The organism is Fusobacterium mortiferum ATCC 9817, assembly GCF_000158195.2.
Taxonomy (GTDB): Bacteria; Fusobacteriota; Fusobacteriia; order Fusobacteriales; family Fusobacteriaceae; genus Fusobacterium_A; species Fusobacterium_A mortiferum.
This window is the reverse complement of sequence record NZ_GL987988.1, coordinates 705,847-723,629: the sequence shown is the minus strand read 5'-3', so window position 1 is coordinate 723,629 and position 17,783 is coordinate 705,847. Positions and strand designations below refer to the sequence as shown.

Annotated in this window: 16 protein-coding genes; 10 read left to right on the top strand and 6 right to left on the bottom strand. The window is 28.1% G+C overall.

All coding sequences use genetic code 11. The features are described from left to right. Positions 1-4 precede the first annotated feature (4 nt). Genes FMAG_RS04435 through FMAG_RS04415 form a run of 5 tightly spaced genes read left to right on the top strand, consistent with a single transcriptional unit; the run spans position 5 to position 5,512 of the window. Positions 5-847: a DUF4402 domain-containing protein gene (locus FMAG_RS04435; RefSeq protein ID WP_005884420.1), complete on the top strand. Its 843-nt coding sequence runs from the start codon at positions 5-7 to the stop codon at positions 845-847. Further along, complete coding sequence (locus FMAG_RS04430; protein ID WP_005884419.1) at positions 840-3,380, top strand: MSCRAMM family protein; 2,541 nt, start codon at positions 840-842, stop codon at positions 3,378-3,380. Before FMAG_RS04435 ends, FMAG_RS04430 begins: the two co-directional genes overlap by 8 nt. Then, a complete protein-coding gene (locus FMAG_RS04425) occupies positions 3,377-4,258 on the top strand; it encodes a toxin-antitoxin system YwqK family antitoxin (RefSeq protein WP_005884417.1) in 882 nt (293 codons plus the stop codon). The genes FMAG_RS04430 and FMAG_RS04425 overlap by 4 nt, the downstream gene beginning before the upstream one ends. Positions 4,259-4,271: 13 nt before the next feature. Beyond that, positions 4,272-4,769 carry a hypothetical protein gene (locus FMAG_RS04420; RefSeq protein ID WP_005884415.1) on the top strand — a complete coding sequence of 166 codons (498 nt, stop codon included), beginning with the start codon at positions 4,272-4,274 and terminating at the stop codon, positions 4,767-4,769. Positions 4,770-4,780: 11 nt separating this feature from the next. Then, positions 4,781-5,512 carry a fimbria/pilus periplasmic chaperone gene (locus FMAG_RS04415; RefSeq protein ID WP_005884413.1) on the top strand — a complete coding sequence of 244 codons (732 nt, stop codon included), beginning with the start codon at positions 4,781-4,783 and terminating at the stop codon, positions 5,510-5,512. 64 nt (positions 5,513-5,576) lie between these two features. Here FMAG_RS04415 and FMAG_RS04410 read toward each other — a convergent pair whose 3' ends face one another. Together FMAG_RS04410 and lepA are read right to left on the bottom strand one after the other, a co-directional pair. Beyond that, positions 5,577-6,587: a glycosyltransferase family 9 protein gene (locus tag FMAG_RS04410; RefSeq protein ID WP_005884411.1), complete on the bottom strand. Its 1,011-nt coding sequence runs from the start codon at positions 6,585-6,587 to the stop codon at positions 5,577-5,579. An 18-nt stretch (positions 6,588-6,605) separates the two neighbouring features. Next, positions 6,606-8,408 (bottom strand): translation elongation factor 4, encoded by a 1,803-nt coding sequence (gene lepA, locus FMAG_RS04405; protein ID WP_005884409.1) that lies wholly within the window; start codon positions 8,406-8,408, stop codon positions 6,606-6,608. 159 nt (positions 8,409-8,567) lie between these two features. Between lepA and FMAG_RS04400 the strand changes: the two genes are divergently transcribed. From FMAG_RS04400 to FMAG_RS04385, 4 genes are all read left to right on the top strand, one after another. Further along, positions 8,568-9,194, top strand: a complete 627-nt coding sequence (locus FMAG_RS04400; protein WP_222609690.1) for a M48 family metallopeptidase — start codon at positions 8,568-8,570, stop codon at positions 9,192-9,194. 12 nt (positions 9,195-9,206) lie between these two features. Then, complete coding sequence (locus FMAG_RS04395) at positions 9,207-10,085, top strand: NAD(P)H-dependent oxidoreductase (RefSeq protein ID WP_005884405.1); 879 nt, start codon at positions 9,207-9,209, stop codon at positions 10,083-10,085. Between the two features lie 129 nt (positions 10,086-10,214). Further along, positions 10,215-11,744: an ABC transporter substrate-binding protein gene (locus FMAG_RS04390; RefSeq protein WP_005884403.1), complete on the top strand. Its 1,530-nt coding sequence runs from the start codon at positions 10,215-10,217 to the stop codon at positions 11,742-11,744. 15 nt (positions 11,745-11,759) lie between these two features. Continuing rightward, entirely contained in the window at positions 11,760-12,830 is a 1,071-nt protein-coding gene (locus tag FMAG_RS04385) for a M42 family metallopeptidase (protein ID WP_005884401.1), read from the top strand. Between the two features lie 213 nt (positions 12,831-13,043). Here FMAG_RS04385 and FMAG_RS04380 read toward each other — a convergent pair whose 3' ends face one another. After that, the gene (locus FMAG_RS04380) at positions 13,044-14,390 is read right to left on the bottom strand and encodes an ATP-dependent nuclease (RefSeq protein WP_005884399.1); all 1,347 of its coding nucleotides are present in this window, start codon (positions 14,388-14,390) and stop codon (positions 13,044-13,046) included. Positions 14,391-14,540: 150 nt separating this feature from the next. On the opposite strand from FMAG_RS04380, the gene FMAG_RS04375 reads away from it, so the two are divergent. Next, positions 14,541-15,194, top strand: coding sequence for a murein L,D-transpeptidase catalytic domain family protein (locus FMAG_RS04375; RefSeq protein WP_005884397.1), 654 nt, complete (start codon positions 14,541-14,543; stop codon positions 15,192-15,194). A gap of 70 nt (positions 15,195-15,264) precedes the next feature. Here the strand turns inward: FMAG_RS04375 and FMAG_RS04370 are convergent, their stop codons facing one another. The 3 genes from FMAG_RS04370 to FMAG_RS04360 are packed head-to-tail and all read right to left on the bottom strand — an operon-like array spanning position 15,265 to position 17,382. After that, positions 15,265-15,807, bottom strand: a complete 543-nt coding sequence (locus FMAG_RS04370) for a manganese efflux pump MntP (RefSeq protein ID WP_005884395.1) — start codon at positions 15,805-15,807, stop codon at positions 15,265-15,267. Positions 15,808-15,831: 24 nt separating this feature from the next. Continuing rightward, a complete protein-coding gene (locus FMAG_RS04365; protein WP_005884393.1) occupies positions 15,832-17,013 on the bottom strand; it encodes a CaiB/BaiF CoA transferase family protein in 1,182 nt (393 codons plus the stop codon). A 15-nt stretch (positions 17,014-17,028) separates the two neighbouring features. Continuing rightward, a complete protein-coding gene (locus FMAG_RS04360) occupies positions 17,029-17,382 on the bottom strand; it encodes a hypothetical protein (RefSeq protein WP_005884392.1) in 354 nt (117 codons plus the stop codon). Positions 17,383-17,783 lie beyond the last annotated feature (401 nt).

Here is a 17,783-nt window from a genome sequence, read left to right as displayed (position 1 = left end):
TAGCTTGAAAAAAATATTAGTTTTCATTATTTTTTTCATCTTCTCTTATTTTTCCTTTGGAAAAAATTATATTGCTGAGATTTCTAAAGTATATTCAAATGATAATTTAGTTATAGGAACAACTAGTAGGTTAAAATTTTCTAGTGAAGTAAGTATAATCAAAGAAAATGGTAATATTCAAGATTTTTTTCAATTAGAAACTAATAGTAATAATTCATTTATAAATTTAGCTGAACTTAAGATAACAAATATATCTGGAACAAAAGTAGGAAATAAGATCTATTTTAAAAACACTACTAATGGCGAAGGATTGCAAGAGATTAAAATTTTGGTAGAGGGAGAATTCGTTTTTAATTGGTTAAATCAAAGTAGAGAAAAAGAAAATATAAAAATAGGGTATATAAATTCTAGTATCAATCCAGTTTATTTAAACTTAGATACTAAAGAGTTAAAACCTATTCATAGTTTAAAAATTAAAGTTTTAAATAATATGAACTTGGGAAAAGGAGTAGCTGGAGAAAAACTCTCTACTAAAGAATCTGGTGAACCTGCTAATCTAAGTATTGAGGGAGAAGAGAATAAAAGTATAAATATTTATATTCCAAGTAGTACAACTATAAAAAATTCTAATAATGATACTCTTACTGTTAATATAAGATTTAGAGATAATAATAGTCAAGAATTAATTAGAAGATTGTCTTCTAATAGTAAAAATACATATAGGGTAGGAAATGATGGAAGAGTTATCACTAAAGATATCCTCATAGATGGTGAAACTCAAACTAAAAAAACTAGTAGAGGAGTTTATCGTGGATTTTTTACTGTAAAGGTGGAGTATCTTGATTAAAAAAATTATTTTATTTCTACTGTTGCTTACTCAAATTACCTACCCAATAGAAAATTATAATGATTTTGAAGATTCTTTTATTCAGATTAAATGTGGAGAATTAAAAGATAGCTTTTTTATGGTTAAATATGATATAGAAAATAATCAAGTTTATGTTGGATTAAATTCACTATTGTATTTTCTAGAAATCTATTCTTTAGAGATAGATTTAAAAAATATGAAAGTTTATGGAAATTTAGATAATAAAACTATTGATGTAAAATTTGATAGTAATGAAGCCTTTGTTATGGATAATAGTATTTATGCTAATATATCCTCTATTCAAGAAAAATTAAATTTTAAAAGTATATCTTTTGATTTCTCACTACTTTCTCTTACCTTAGTAGCTAACTTTCCTCTTCCTTATGAACAGAGAGAAAAAAGTAAGATAGATAGATTAAGGCTAGATGAAGAAAATCATCAAGATAATAAAATAGATATGGAGATGAAATCTCAACTTATCTCTCCTGGATTTTTAAAAGTCAATTGGAGTAAATATAATTTAAAAAAGAGTACTTATAATTTAGATTATGAGTATGGAACTCAATTTTTATATGGTAGCCTATATTTAAATGGAGAATTTTATCCAGAAAATAAGATTGAATATGGAAATCTTACTTATAATGACTTTTGGAAAGGGAATGATTTAGTTATTGGAAGTTTTTCTATGATAACTCCACATTTTATAAATTTAGGATCTGATGTACTTGGAGTTAGTATAAGAGATGAAGATACATATATGACAAGAGATGGTGGAATTACTATTATAAAGGGTGAGGCTGAAAATGCTCAGATAATAGAATTATATAGAGATTTTTCTCTTATTGATTATCTCTACCCTAAGTCTAAAAATTTTGAATTTAGAATAGTTGACGGTATTCTAAACTCTGATTATACTTTAAAAATATATTATAATGATGGAAGAGTTGAAGATAAAAAAGTTTTTTCTTTAAGTGATATGGATATTCTTCAAAAAGGAAAAGGTAGAGTCAACTTACAACTTGGAAAAAACTCTAATGATGGAAAAAATCAAGGAGTTTCTCACTTTTATTATGGAATAACTGATAATTTAACATTAGGACTTGGTGCTATGGAACTTCTCTCTTTTGAAAATAGAAAATATCAACTTTTACAAAATGATATTCTTTTTAATACAGGGCATAAAAGTTATCCAACGCTTGTTACTTATAAAAATTATTATGAAACAAATGAAAAAGAGAATAGTTATAATTTTATAGTTGAACAAAAATTAAAAACTTATACTTTAAGGTACCTTAAAGAAAAATATTCAAAATATATATATGAAGAAAGTAACCTTAAAGAATATAGCTCTATAACATTAGGAAAAACATTTAATAAAAACTCTCTTGAAATTGGAATAAACAGTAAAAGTTTTTTTGAAGAGAATGAAGAGTATAAAAGTGACAATATATATCTAGCTTGGTATACATCTCTTTTCTCTCCTATTTCATTTTCACTAAAAATGGAAAAAGATTTATATAGAGGATATGACTATAATGTTTTTTATCCAAGTGTAAGCTATTCTGGAATTTTTTCAGTTATATTAGATGGAGAGATTGGAAAAGAGAGAGCAGAAGAAAAATATACTCAAAACTACAACCTAAGATTAAATAAAAGAGATATTGAAATTATAAAAGATAAAATTTATCTTGATTTTGGAATATTTACTAGATACTCTAATATCAGTGAAAAATTTAGGTATGGAATAGTATTTACTATAAATTGGGATAATTATGTACATTTAGAAGTTTCTTCTAGTACTAATATTTCTGAAAACGGCAAGAGAACTACTACTAATAGTATAGAAACAAGTAAACTAATCAATCTTCAAGCTCCATTTGCAAAAATAGATAATACAACTTCTGTAAGTAATTCTTGGATATATGGAAAAGTATATCTTGATAAAAATGGAAATCATCAATTTGATTCAGAAGATATTCCTCTAACTAATGCTGAAGTTTTAGTAGATAACAAGGGATTTATCACAGATAAAAATGGAAATTATATAGCTGATGGAATAGCTAGTAATAAAATTGTAACTATTAGTTTAAATAGAAAAAGTGTTGATCCTGGTTACAAAAATAGTGATGGAAAGATTAAAATAAAAGTTAGGGACTCATCATCATTAAAATTAGATATACCTGTACAAGCAATCTCATTTTTAGCTGGTAATATTGTTCTAACTAAAGATTTTACTGAAAAGCAATTTGTACAAAACTTATCATTGATTACTATTTTATTAGAACAAGATGGAGAAGTTATTACTGAAACAGAACCTGAATTTGATGGTATGTATTTCTTTGAAGATATTCTTCCAGGTAAATATACTATTAAATTTAATTATTTAGGCTATGAAAATGTAGATTTTTCCACTAAGAGTATTGATATTGAAATCAAAAATAGTGATGATGGAGAGTATTTTGATGGTTTAGATACTGAAATGATAAAAGGGGAAAAGGAGGAAAAAAATTGAAAAGATATATAATTACAATTTTTTTAATATTTTCTACTTTTATTTTTGCTAAAGTGAGAATTGAAGATATAAAAAATAAAAAACTAATAGATAATATAGCCTATTTTAAAAATGAATCTCTTCCATTCTCTGGTAAATTCATTGGAAATAATATTGAAGAAGAGTATCTAGAAGGAGTTAGAGAGGGATATTATAAAGGCGAAATTATAATAGATAATGAAAAATTTATTTGTGAAGGAAGATTTAGTAATGGATTAAAAAATGGAGAATGGATAATAAAATCTTTTCAGGGAAATTTAAAAGCTATACTTAAATATCAATATGATAGACCTATTGGAGAATGGAAATATTTTTATCCCAATGGAAACATTTTTGAAATAGATAGATTTAAAGAGGGAGAACTCCAAGGATCTATAAATGTTTTTAATAATAAAGGAACACCTAAGATGGAAATGAATTTTGATATGGGATTACTCAATAAAGAATTTACTACTTATTATACAAATGGTAATATATCAACTGTCGCTAATTTTAATTATGGTAAATTAGATGGAAACTTGTTACTCTTTACTACTCAAGGTGTAAAAACAGTTGAGGGATACTATATTCTAAATAAAAGAGAGGGAGAGTGGAAATTTTATTATAGTAGTGGAGAGTTAAAAACTATTATCAATTACAAAGATGGAAAAAGAGATGGTGAAAGTATTATATATGGAAAAGGAGGAGAGATACTACAAAAACTAAAATTTTTAGATGGAATAGAGGTAGGTGAAAATGAAGAATATAAAAATTATGGGGATAAAATTTTAGATGGTTTTAAAAAATTTACAGATGAATTAGAATATAAAAAATATGATGATATTCTAGATGAAATATAAAGGAGGAATTTATATGAAAAAAATTGTAGCTACTTTTTTATTTTTACTAACTACTCTATCCTTTGCTTTAGGCGACGCTAGTGCTGATGTGGAAGTATATGCTGAAGTTTTAGGTCCATTAGAGATAGAAACTACTCCTGTAAACTTTGGAGTAGTAGCTAAAAATAGTAACAGAAATACTCCACAAACAGAAGGTACAATAAATATAAGAGGAACTGAGGGTGCAAATATCACTGTTTCTTTTACAAGTTCAGATAGAGAGTGGGATGCTACAAAAGAAGCTGTACTAGTTATTTTAGCTCCAAATGGAGAGGTAGATTTTGGAGATTTATCTAAATCTCTTTATTACTATGCTGATATTTTTTATAATAATACTAGACTTAAAAGCAATTCTATCATTATTCCACAAAATGGGGAAGTAAATTTTAATGTTAGTGGAACACTTGATGCTGGAAATGTAATTCCTGGAAAATATAAAGGAAAATTTACAGTAAAAGTTCAATATGATTAGGAGGAATTTATATGAAAAAAATTATAATACTATGCTTATTTATCATTATAGGAACACTTTCTTTTGCTCTCAATTTTACTATTTATCCTACAAAATTTGAAGTAGATTTATCAAAGAGTAGTACACAAGAGATGTATATTGTTAATAACACTGACTCTCCTTTAAGAGTTGGAATAGCTCCAGAAAGTGATAAAAAATTTGGAGAAAATTATAACTTAAACTCTAATATAAAAGTTTTCCCTAAAGTTGTATCTGTAAAACCAGCAGGAAAACAGATTGTAAGATTTAGAGTTATTCCAGATAAAAATTTAAAAGATGGAGAGTATAAAAGTTATATAACTTTCACAGAAATACCTGCAGAGATAAAAAGAAGTGAAGAAGTAAGTGAAAATATTTCTAGTGAAGTACAGATGATTACTGCTATTATGATTTCTGTTTATGGTGTAGGAGAAAATTCTACTATAGATGGTGGAATAAAAAATATCTCTACTCAATTTGAAAATGAGATACTAACTATCTCAGCTAATAGTTATTCCAAAGGAAATACCTCTTTAAAATTTGATTATGTTATCAATGGAAAAAATATAAAATCAGAAGGAAGACTAGGAATATCAGCAAGAACTGGAAATAGTAATATAACTACTAGTATTAATCTTAGTGGAGTTAAAAAAGGAGAAAAAATCACTCTTACTATAAAAGATCAAACAGGAAAAGTCCACTATAATAAAAATATAACTTTATAATATAAAAAGAGGAGAAAGCTTAACTTATAAGCTTTACTCCTCTTTTAATTTTCTATCTAAATAATTATTTTACTTTTTTATTGAAGAAATTAAATAATTTTAATTGCTTATCTGCTCTTTCAAGAACATACTCTGGTTTGATATCCTCATAATCACTACCATTTACATCTTTTACTGTGATACATTGGTTTCTATCATTTTCATTGCTTATCCATTCCTCTTTGCAAGTTTGAGGGGCTACTATACATAGGTTAGCAAGTCCTACTGCCTCAGCTACGTGTCTTGTTCCACCCTCATTTCCTACAAATAGATCACAATTACTAAATATACAAGCTAACTCTCTTACATTTTTAGTCTTTAGATTGATAAATATATTTTTATTACAATCTAACTTGTTATAAAACTCTTTAGCATAAGCTTCTTCTGATGGAGAGTAGAATAGTATAATTTGAGCATCATATTTATCTATAAGAGTTTTTGTTATTTGTAACATATACTCCTCTGGATATTTTTTATTGCTTTGTCTAGCATTTACAGCCATAGGAATGATAAGCTTAGACATATCTATTCCCTCTGCTTCCATTATTTTTTTCCACTCATTCTTTTCTTCATCTTTTAGACAGATAGCATACTCTGTACTTACCTCTTCTATCCCTAATGGTTTTAGAAGTTGATGATATTTTTTCATCTGATTCATCTTCTCTGTAAACCCTTTTATAGCGTGATGATAGAAGAAAAATCTATACTTATGATACTTTCCTATTCTAAGCTTTGCTCCAGAGAAAAAAGAGAGTAAAGCTGTGATAACTATTGTTCTACAATCAATTATCACATCATACTTATTTCTTCTTATCTCACCTAAAGTTTTAAACCAACCTTTTAATCCAGCTTTTCTATCTAGTGTTAAAACATTGTCTATAGCTCTATGATTGTAGAATATCTCTTTTAAATTTTCATATACCAAATAATCAACTCTAGCATCTGGATATTTTTTCTTTATACTTTCACAAAGAGTAGTTCCTATTATTGTATCCCCTACACTTTTTTTGTATCTAATCACCAATATTTTTTTCATTTTAATTTCTCCCTAAGATTAATCATTTAATTTTAATACTGATACGAAAGCTTCTTGAGGGATCTCAACATTTCCTATGCTCTTCATTCTCTTTTTACCCTCTTTTTGTTTTTCAAGAAGTTTTTTCTTTCTTGTGATATCTCCACCATAACATTTTGCTATAACGTTCTTTCTATATGCCTTGATAGTCTCTCTTGCTATAACCTTTGCTCCTAGTGCTGCTTGTATAGGTATTTCAAATTGTTGTCTTGGGATAACCTCTTTTAACTTTTCACAGATAGCTCTTCCTCTACTGTAAGCTCCATCTTTATGAGCTATAAATGAGAAAGCATCCACAGGTTTTCCAGATACAAGTATATCTACCTTAACTAAATCTGATTCCTTATATCCTACTAATTCATATTCAAATGAAGCATATCCTTTAGTTCTTGATTTTAATTTATCATAGAAATCTATTACTATCTCTGCAAGTGGTAATTCATAAGTAAGCATTGATCTATTTTCATCAATAAAGTCCATACCTATAAATATTCCTCTCTTCTCTTGGCAAAGCTCCATTACATTTCCTACATAGTCCTTAGGAACTATTACCTTACCTCTTATAAATGGTTCCTCTACTGATAATCTTCCTCTTCCACCATCTGGGAATTCACAAGGATTATCTATTACAAGTACCTCTCCCTTATCCATATTTACTCTATACTCAACTGATGGTGTAGTAGAAATCAAGTCTATATTGTACTCTCTTCTAAGTCTTTCAACTATAATCTCCATATGTAGTAATCCTAAGAATCCACATCTAAATCCAAATCCTAGAGCTATTGATGTCTCTGGTACAAAGGTTAATGAAGCATCATTTAATTGTAATTTTTCTAATGCCTCTCTTAAATCTTCATAGTCATCTGTAAATAGTGGATATACTCCAGCAAATACCATTGATTGAGCTGGTTTAAATCCCTCTAATGGGAATATACAAGGATTATTTGTATGAGTAATAGTATCTCCTACTCTTGTATCATGTATTGTTTTAACTCCTGTTATTATATATCCAACTGAACCAGAAGAAAGCTCATCTTGAGGTCTCATAGTAGGAGAGAATACTCCAACCTCTAAAACATCAAAATCTTTCTCTGTTGACCAGATTCTAATTTTATCTCCCTTTTTAATACTTCCATCTAAAACTTTTACATATGTGATTACACCTCTATAATCATCAAATTTAGAGTCGAATATTAAAGCTTTTAAAGGAGCATCCTCTTCATAATTTGGAGCTGGTATTCTTTTTACTATTGCTTCTAATAAATCTTCAATACCTATTCCTGTCTTACCTGAACACATTACAGCATCATCAGCTGGTAATCCTATTACATCCTCTATCTCAATTTTTACTTTTTCTGGGTCAGCTGCTGGTAAATCTATTTTATTGATTACAGGTACTATCTCAAGATTGTTCTCTATTGCTAAATATACGTTAGCTAAAGTTTGAGCCTCTACTCCTTGAGCAGCATCTACTACCAGTAAAGCTCCCTCACAAGCTGATAATGATCTTGATACCTCATAGATAAAGTCTACGTGTCCTGGAGTATCAATTAAGTTTAATTCATACTCTATTCCATCTTTTGCCTTATAATATAAAGTTACAGCTTGAGCTTTTATAGTTATTCCCTTCTCTCTTTCCAAATCCATTGAATCAAGAAGTTGCTCTTTCATCTCTCTTTTAGAAACAGCACCAGTATACTCTAATAATCTATCTGCTATTGTAGATTTTCCATGGTCTATATGTGCTATTATTGAGAAGTTTCTTTTATGTTTTTGTAACATTCTTACCTCCTAATAAATCCTACTTATTCACATAATATTATAAGAGATAATACAAAAAAAAACAATATATTTTTTATGGTTAGAGTTCTCTTTTATCTTTATTTAGCTAAAAAATATGATATAATAAAAACTATGAAGATAAAAATAACTAGAAAAAAAATGAAAAATATTACAATTAGAATAAATAGTGACGGGGAAGTTCTTGTATCTGCTCCAATAAGAGTTCCAAACTCATATATAGAATCTCTCTTAAAAGAAAAAGAAAAATGGATAAGAGAAAAAATAGCTCTAGTAGAAGAGAGGAAAAAGTTAGAAACTAAGTTTGAAGAAGGAGGTAAATTCTATTATTTGGGATTTCCATATATTATCAAGTTAGAAATATCTCTTCAAGAAAGGTGTGAGATTAAAGATAATAACTTTATAATCTACCTTAAAGACAATAGCTTTGAAAAGAGAAAAAAATTAATCAATCAATGGATATATGACAACTTTTATCCCTATGTTATCAATAGAACTATGGAGATAGGAGAAAGTATAGGCTATTCTCCTAAAATGATAAAATTTAGGGATATGAAAACTAGATGGGGTTCTTGTAACACTCTCTCTAGAAGTATAACCTTTAATCATCAACTCTATAAAAAGTCAAAGGATATAATCGATTATGTTATTCTTCATGAATTAGCTCATATTCCATATCCACATCATCAAAAGGAATTTTGGGATTTTGTAGAAAAATATATGCCAAGTTGGAAAGAAAAAAGAAAACAATTGAGATCTAATACTTAAGGAAGTGAAAATATGAATAGTCAGCTAAAAAGTTTAATTTTGATGGGATTTTTAGGTTTAGGAGTAATTGGACTCTATAACTATATAAATAGAGATGAGAAAGTAGAAATTAAAATAATCAATTCTAATAATTATAGTTCTACTCTTTCAGAAAAAGAGAGAGAAAAATTAGATGGAATAACATCTGCTTCAGTAGTTCCAGCTTCTTATGTTTCAAAATATATTCCTCATGGATTTACAAATTCTAATAAGAAAAAAGCTCTCTTTATAGTAGGAGATAATAGAGATAATTCTCTACTTTTTGATATGGTATATACCTCTATGAAATATTTGGAAGAAAATGGTATAGAGGTAGAGATTAGAGATTTATATAAAATAAATTTTAACCCTGTTTTACACCCTGATGAGTTTTATTCTCAAAAAGATGGGATAGGAGCTACTCCTGAAGATGTAATCATTGAACAAAACTTTATTACAAAAGCTGATTATATTATATTTGCTTATCCTAACTGGCATGATAGTGCTACCTCTATAGTAAAAGGATATCAGGAAAGAGTTTTTGGAAAAAAATTTGCTTATATAGATACCCCTAATGGACCTCGTGGAATTTTAAATGGAAAAGGAATATTTACTATAATGAACTGTGGATACCTTGGTGGAGGAAGAGGTTTTATCGGAGATGGAATAGGTATAGAAGATGAAAAATGGGATAATTATATGAAAGCTTACAAAGTTTTTGATGATGACTTAGCTAATTGGTGGGGTATGAAAAATCTAGGTAGATTTGTAAATGATAGATATCCTAAACTTTCTAATGAAAATTATCAAAAGGAATTGGATAAACTTAGAGAAGATTTAAAAAAATATCTTACTAAGATTTTCTTTAATTAATTTAAAATCTCTTATTTTTTTATTTTTGAAATTTATTTTCATTTTTATATAATTTAAAAACAACTATACATTATATTAAAAATATGATATTATAGTTACATATTTAAAAAATAAACTGGGAGGGATTACATGAAAATAAGAAAAAAATTACTATTCTCTTTTATGATGCTAGGATTACTTGCTGCCTGTGGAGAAAATAAAGAAAATACAGCAAATGCTACAAAGGATACTCTTGTATTTTCTCAAATATCTGAAGGTAAAACATTAGATCCTCAAGATACAACTGAGCAATATTCACAAAGAGTTATCACTGTAATCTATGATAGATTAGTTGAGATAGATGAGATGACAGGAAAGATTGTTCCAGGTCTTGCAAAAAGTTGGGAACAACTAGATGATAATACAATTTTATTCCATCTTAATGAAGGAATAACTTTCCACAATGGAAATAAATTCAGTGCTGAAGATGTAAAATTTACATTGGAAAGAGCTAAAACACTACCTAAAGTAGCTCATCTTTACTCTTTAATAGATAATATTGAAGTAGTAGATGATAATACTGTAAAAATACATACTAGTGAGCCTTTCGCTCCACTGCTTGCACACCTTAGCCATAAGACTGCTTCAATTATAAGTAAAAAATATTTTGAAGAGAAAGGGGAAGAGGGATTCCATAATCCTGTAGGAACAGGACCATATAAATATAAAGATTGGAAAGTTGGAGATAGAATAACTCTTGAAGCTAATGACAACTATTTTGGAGAGAAGCCAAGTATTAAATATGTTGTTATTAGAGCTATTCCAGAGGAAAATAGTAGTGTAATAGGATTAGAAACAGGAGAGATAGATATGACAGCAGACTTAAATGCTGAATCTAGAAGACTTGTTATGGATAATCCAGAGTTAGTATATATGGAGCAAAGTGGAATAAGTGTAAACTATGTAGGATTAAATACTGATAAGGGTATCTTAAAAGATAAAGATGTAAGAAGAGCAATTGCTATGGGAATAGATAGAGATGCTATCATAGATAGTATATTATTATTAGGTTCTGTTCAAAAAGCTAATAGCTTCATAGCACCAGGAGTTTTTGGATACACTCCAGAAGCTAAAACTTTGGAGTATAATCCTGAAGAAGCTAAAAAAATAATAGAAGAGAAAGGACTTACTGGTTCTAAATTAACTATTGGAGTAAGTAACAGTCCTATAAGAATGCAAATGTCTGAAATAATCCAAGCTCAACTTAAAGAGATTGGACTTGATGTAACGGTAGAATCTCTAGAGTGGGGAGCATTTTTAACAGCTACTGGAAGAGGAGATTTAGATATGTTTAGCTTAGGATGGGGACCATCTACTTATGATGGAGATTATGGATATTATCCTAACTTCCATAGTTCACAATTAGGTTCTGCTGGAAACCGTTCTCAATATATCAATCCTCAAATGGATAAAGTTTTAGATGAAGCAAAAAGAGAGATAGATGTTGAAAAGAGAAAAGAGTTATATAAAGAGGTAGCAGATATAATCTACACTGATGTACCTGTTATTCCTATGTATTATACTAACAATACTGTAGCTTCTACTAAAAATGTAGAAGGAATGAAACCAACATCGTATATTCGTTTCAATGAATTAAAATTTAAAGTATCTGATAAATAATAATGGAGGGCAAAGATGAAAGAAAGACTTATTAAATTATCCGAAGAATTAACTAATACCTTTGGAGCACCAGGATATGAAGATGAGGTAATAGAAAAGATTAAATCTCATTTAGATTTTTTAAGTTTAGAGAGGGATTCAATAAATAACCTATTTGCTGGACTTAAAGAGAGAGATAGTAAAAAACCAACTGTAGCTTTAGATTGCCATACTGATGAAGTAGGATTTATAGTAGAAAATATCAATAAAAATGGTTCTATCAGTTTTCTTCCACTAGGAGGTTGGTATGTAGGAAATGTACCTGCTAGTAGTGTCATAGTTAAAAATGAAAAGGGAGAGAAATATTTAGGAACTGTTACTTCTAAGCCACCTCATTTTATGACTGATGAGGAAAAAAGTAGACTTCCTAAGATGTCAGAATTAACAATAGACTTAGGTACTAGTAGTTATGAAGAAACTACTGAACTATATGGAATTGAAGTAGGAAATCCTATTGTTCCAGATGTAAAGTTTACTTATGATGAAAAAATTGGAGTAATGAGAGCTAAAGCTTTTGACAATAGACTTGGTTGTGTAGCTTCTATTGAAGTTCTTTCATCTTTAAAAGATAAAAACTGTAATGTAAATGTAGTTGGAGCTTTTGCTTCTCAAGAAGAGGTAGGGCTAAGAGGAGCTCAAGTAGCTGCTTATAAAGTAAAACCAGATTTTGCAATAGTATTTGAAGGTTCTCCTGCTGATGATAGCTTCAAAGATGGAACATCTGCTCACGGAGCTCTAAGAAAAGGAGTGCAACTTAGAGTGGTAGATGGAGCTATGATTTCTAATCCTAGAGTTCTAAGATTTGCTAAAGAAATTGCTAAGAAAAGAGGAATAAAATATCAAGTAATAGCTAGAGAGAAAGGTTCTACAAATGGTGGAAAATACCATATTTCAGAAACTGGTATCCCTGTACTTGTACTAGGTATCCCAACTAGATATATCCACACTCATTACTCTTATGCTTCAATTGATGATTTAATATCTGCTATTGAGCTTGCAAAAGCTGTAATAGAGGAATTAAATGAAGATATAATAAAAAGCTTCTAAATTAATAGAGTATAATAAAAATTAATCTAATCAAAAATAATTTAAGAATAACTTTCGTTCAAAGAATAAAGAGCAAGTATAGCTTAGCTCACTAAAAACACAAAACTCACTTCGTTCAAACAGTTGTGTTTTTTAGCGTTTGCTTTCGCTGACTTGCTCTATTTATTCTTCTCAATCTTCGTTATTCTTAAATTTTATTATCCTCTTCAATACTTATTTAAATATAAATCTAACTTTTTTCTCAAGTTTTTTAGGTATAATATATTCTGAATTAGTTACTGTTTTTAGTGCATAGAAAGGTTTATTTTTATAATTTTTTCTCTCTCTATTCTCCTCATAAATCTCCTCTTCTATATCGTTTTCAAACTCTAGCCAATTTCCTATATCTTTTTTTACACTATTTTGTATTATCTTATTTTTCTGATTAGAATTTTCTATCTCTTCTGGTGTTCTCCAAAGATGGTTATCTCTATCGTACACAGCTACATATGGAATTTTAAATACATTTAGTAACTTTATAAACTGAGGAATAAGACTCTTACTACCACACTCTAATATAGAATAATCATATTTATATATTCCCAATCTCTTCGAAAGATATCCAAGTACTATTTTATCTGTCTGTCCCTCAACTAATATCACTTTCTTAGCAAAGAAAATTTCACTTCTATCTGGATTTATCCAATAGTTCATATTGAAATTTTTTATTTCATCTCCTGAAAATAGATATCCTTTAAATTGAAATGCCTTAGTTCCTATCTTCTCCTCTTTTCTCACTATACATATAGATTTATACATATGAAGATTTATAAAATTATTAGAATGAGTAGATACATATATCTGGTTTCCTAATTTTGTAAGAATACATATATTTGAGAATAGTTCCTTTTGCTTTTGAGGGTGTAAATATAACTCTGGTTCCTCAAAAAGAATAAGAGTATTTTCTAAAATAGAATGTTCATTTTTCTTAGAATATTGAGCTAAAGAACAAAATATCTCAAAAATAAGGTTTCTATATAGACCTCTACTTGTATATTCACTTTGTAATTCATTAAAAGTATCTATTATTCTATTTAGTGCTTCTGGTTGATTTACCTTTTTACTCTCCAAGATTTTTAGAAGGGAGTATATAAAAAACTCTGTCTGCTCCTTTTCAGAAAAAGATGGAATAAATAAAATAGGTACTGACTCTGCAATATAACAATACTCTTCCTTGGTAATTTTTGTCCAAATATTATTGTATAAAACAAAATATCTTATCTCTTCATCAAGTGATTTTTCTACCTTTAACCATATATTTTTATTTGATATATCTATGGAATTTAGTTTAAAAGTTTTATTAAAATAATTATAAAAACGTCCTTCTAAAGATAAAAATGTTGCTCCATTTCTTAAATCTCTAACTCTAAAATTTCTATATCCTAAAAAGAACATAATAGCTGACATTATACTTGATTTTCCACTGTTGCTCTGTCCTATAAAAAGCATCAAATTTTCAAATTTTACCTCAGTATTTTCCACACATTGCCAGTTTTTTATTTTTAATTCTTTTAAATACATAATGCTGTCCCCCTAATTATATGGTATTTTAATTATATCATATATTTTTGAAAAATATATGTTAACTTGTATTTTTATTGACTTTTTGCCTAAAAATCACTATAATTTTAATAGCAAACATCTATTTTTATGAGGAAGTGATAAAATAAAATGTTGAAAAAAATAGTTACTGGACTTGTATTGTGTGGAAGTTTATTATTTGGTGCTGATTTAAGTTGTGAAGAGAATATAAAAACAATTTACAAAGATTTAGGTATAGAGAATAAGTTAGAATACTCTACATTTTTAAAAGCTATTCAAGGTTATAATAGAATTGAAGATAAAAAAGCTGGTTATATTACAATAATAGATTTTTCTAAACCTTCTAATGAAGAAAGATTTTTTGTAATAGATTTAGAAAATAAGAAAGTTGATTTTTCTACATATGTAACTCATGGGAAAAACAGTGGACTTGGTACAGCTGTAAAATTTTCAAATAATCCTAACTCTTATCAAAGCTCACTTGGATTTTATCTTACTAAAAATACATATGAGGGAAGTAATGGTTACTCTCTAAGGTTATTAGGGCTTGAGCCTGGTATAAATTCTAATGCTATGGATAGAAATATTGTAGTACATGGAGCTGACTATGCTACAAAGGAGTTTATGGATAAATATGGGTTTTTAGGTAGAAGTTTAGGTTGTCCTGCTATCCCAGAAGAGATATCTAAAGAGGTTATTGATTATATAAAAGGTGGAACTGTTCTATATATCAATGGAAATGATGAAACTTATTATGCTAAGAGTAAATATGTTCAACTTTAATTTTATCAATAAAATAATTTAATAATAATAAGAGGAGAAAATTCATTAAAAATTTTCTCCTCTTTTCATTTTATCCTATTAACGATTTTACTCCAATTAATATTAAAACGATTCCACCAAAATAGTGAGCCTTGCTCCCTAATAACTCTCCTACCTTGCTTCCTAAATTTGTTCCTATCACTGAAATGATAAATGTTACTATTCCTATTATTCCAACTGATAAATATATTTTTTCTTGTCCATTCATAGCAAAAGAAAGTCCTACTGCTAAAGCATCTATACTTGTAGCTATTCCTAATCCTAATAGAGCCTTTAACCCTATTAAAACTTCACATTTCTCCTCTTCTTTTCCTTCTTTTATCATATTTATACCTATTAAAAGTAGGATAATAAAAGCTAAAATATTTCCATAAGTTGAAACCTTACTACTAAAAATATTCCCTACACTATACCCTAACCATGGCATTATAGCCTGAAAAGCTCCAAATGTTATTCCTAATTTCAGTGCTAAAATCTCTTTATTTTCTTTAGTCGTCAATCCTTGACAAAGACATATAGCAAAGGCATCCATTGCTAAACTTATACCTATTAATATTGTTTCTATAAAATACATTTAATTTCCACCTTATAATTTTTCCTATATTACATTTTTCTCTTTTAATTTTTTTATATCTTCTTTAGAATATCCTAATTTTTCTAATATTTTATCTGTGTGATACCCAAGTGGATAACCACTATCACTATACTCTATTGGAGTTTTTGAAAATTTTATAGGAGTAGCTATCTGTTTTATTTTTTTCTCACTATTCATTACAGGAACTTCTACTACCAGCTCTCTATCTTTTACATGCTCATCTTCTAATAGTACTTCTTTTAAATTTTGTACTGGCTCTACACAGACATCTTTATTCTTAAATATCTCTATCCACTCTCTCAAGTCTTTAGTAAGAAAAATCTCTCTTATCTCTCTTTTTAATTTAGAAATATTTTCTGGCATAACACCATTTTCAATTAGATGTGGTGCTCCTATTGCATCACAAAATCCACTCCAAAACTTTGGCTCTAATGAACCTACACTTATATATCTACCATCTTTTGTTTCATAAAAATCATAGGCACTTCCACCATTTAATCTAGTTTCCTCTCTAACAGGTTCTATTCCATCTAATAAAAAAGCTGCTCCTTCCATAGCATGAAATGGTAAAAGTCCATCAAACATAGATATATCTATATATTGTCCCTCTCCTGTAAGTGTTCTATGATATACAGCTGAAAGAATCCCTATTACAGAATGTAAAGAACCTACTCCTATATCTGCTATCTGCATATTAGTCAATACAGGTCCTATTCCCTTTCTTCCTGAATAACTCATATTCCCACTTCTTGCTAGATAGTTAATATCATGCCCTGCTCTATCTTTCATAGCTCCAGTTTGTCCATAACCAGTGAGAGAACAGTAGATTAATCTAGGATTTATCTCTTTTAACTCTTCATACCCAAGTCCTAATTTTTTCATTACCCCTGGTCTAAATTGTTCTATTACAATATCATACTCTTTTACTAATTTTTTTACTATATCTACTCCTTCTTGAGTTTTTAAATTTAGAAATAGATTTTTTTTAGTTCTACCTAACCAAGCTTGATTAGCTGATAAATTTTCATCCTCTGTGTATGGAGGATAGTCAGCCACTATATCTGGCTTATCTGGAGAACTAATCTTTATAATCTCTGCTCCCATATCTCCTAGCATAAGTGTAGCATACGGTCCAGGTAAAAGAGTTGTAAAATCTAAAATTTTTAAACCTTGTAATATTTTCATATTTCACCTCTATTTTTACATAGCTTCTTCATATGTATTATATCTATTGACTTCTTTTAAAATCTCTTTTAATCCCTCTATATTTTTTTCTATAAGCTCTCTGTTAGCTTTATCTTCTAATGCTAAATATCTCAATAATCCTATTTTTACATAGTTTGTTATCTCATCATTAGAAGTGCATAAGATTATATTTTTATTTTTTATTAATATTGTTTTTATAAATCTTACTACAACAGCTTTTATTATGTTTAATGTCATCTCTGTTTTTTTTCTTTCATCCATGTCTTTTTCTTGAGATAGGATTATAAATCTAGGTTGTTCAAAAAGTCTATTTACTTTTAATTTATATGTTTCAAATTCTTGCTCCATTTTTATACTTTCTCCTTTTTTGTTAGTATTTTTAAAAATATTACAATAATTTTACTCTTCATTTATATTATATCATTTTTTAAACTTAATATACAGTTTTTTATTATATAATAAAAAAACTGAGTAGCATTAAAAAAATGCTTTACTCAGCTCTCTTTTTTTGTATAATATAGTCACCAAACAAAATATACAAAAGGAGATATACATGCTTTTAAAACACATATTCTCCAATATTAATATATCAAATCTTTTAACTCATGTCAAAAAATATTTTTACTATAATCATTTTCTTTACATTGAAGAGACTATTCAAAAATTTCTTGCTTGTTCAATTGATAAAGCTTTCATTGTTTATCAATGCCCTCTGTGCGGTAGCGCTCATAAATTTAAATTCTTGTAAA

What these genes read in the sequence shown, in the direction of transcription:
- FMAG_RS04420 (WP_005884415.1), top strand. Translation starts at nt 4,272, where the DNA reads ATGAAAAAAATTGTAGCTACTTTTTTATTTTTACTAACTACTCTATCC.
- FMAG_RS04415 (WP_005884413.1), top strand. Translation starts at nt 4,781, where the DNA reads ATGAAAAAAATTATAATACTATGCTTATTTATCATTATAGGAACACTT.
- FMAG_RS04410 (WP_005884411.1), bottom strand. Translation starts at nt 6,587, where the DNA reads ATGAAAAAAATATTGGTGATTAGATACAAAAAAAGTGTAGGGGATACA.
- lepA (WP_005884409.1), bottom strand. Translation starts at nt 8,408, where the DNA reads ATGTTACAAAAACATAAAAGAAACTTCTCAATAATAGCACATATAGAC.
- FMAG_RS04400 (WP_222609690.1), top strand. Translation starts at nt 8,568, where the DNA reads ATGAAAAATATTACAATTAGAATAAATAGTGACGGGGAAGTTCTTGTA.
- FMAG_RS04395 (WP_005884405.1), top strand. Translation starts at nt 9,207, where the DNA reads ATGAATAGTCAGCTAAAAAGTTTAATTTTGATGGGATTTTTAGGTTTA.
- FMAG_RS04390 (WP_005884403.1), top strand. Translation starts at nt 10,215, where the DNA reads ATGAAAATAAGAAAAAAATTACTATTCTCTTTTATGATGCTAGGATTA.
- FMAG_RS04385 (WP_005884401.1), top strand. Translation starts at nt 11,760, where the DNA reads ATGAAAGAAAGACTTATTAAATTATCCGAAGAATTAACTAATACCTTT.
- FMAG_RS04380 (WP_005884399.1), bottom strand. Translation starts at nt 14,390, where the DNA reads ATGTATTTAAAAGAATTAAAAATAAAAAACTGGCAATGTGTGGAAAAT.
- FMAG_RS04375 (WP_005884397.1), top strand. Translation starts at nt 14,541, where the DNA reads ATGTTGAAAAAAATAGTTACTGGACTTGTATTGTGTGGAAGTTTATTA.
- FMAG_RS04370 (WP_005884395.1), bottom strand. Translation starts at nt 15,807, where the DNA reads ATGTATTTTATAGAAACAATATTAATAGGTATAAGTTTAGCAATGGAT.
- FMAG_RS04365 (WP_005884393.1), bottom strand. Translation starts at nt 17,013, where the DNA reads ATGAAAATATTACAAGGTTTAAAAATTTTAGATTTTACAACTCTTTTA.
- FMAG_RS04360 (WP_005884392.1), bottom strand. Translation starts at nt 17,382, where the DNA reads ATGGAGCAAGAATTTGAAACATATAAATTAAAAGTAAATAGACTTTTT.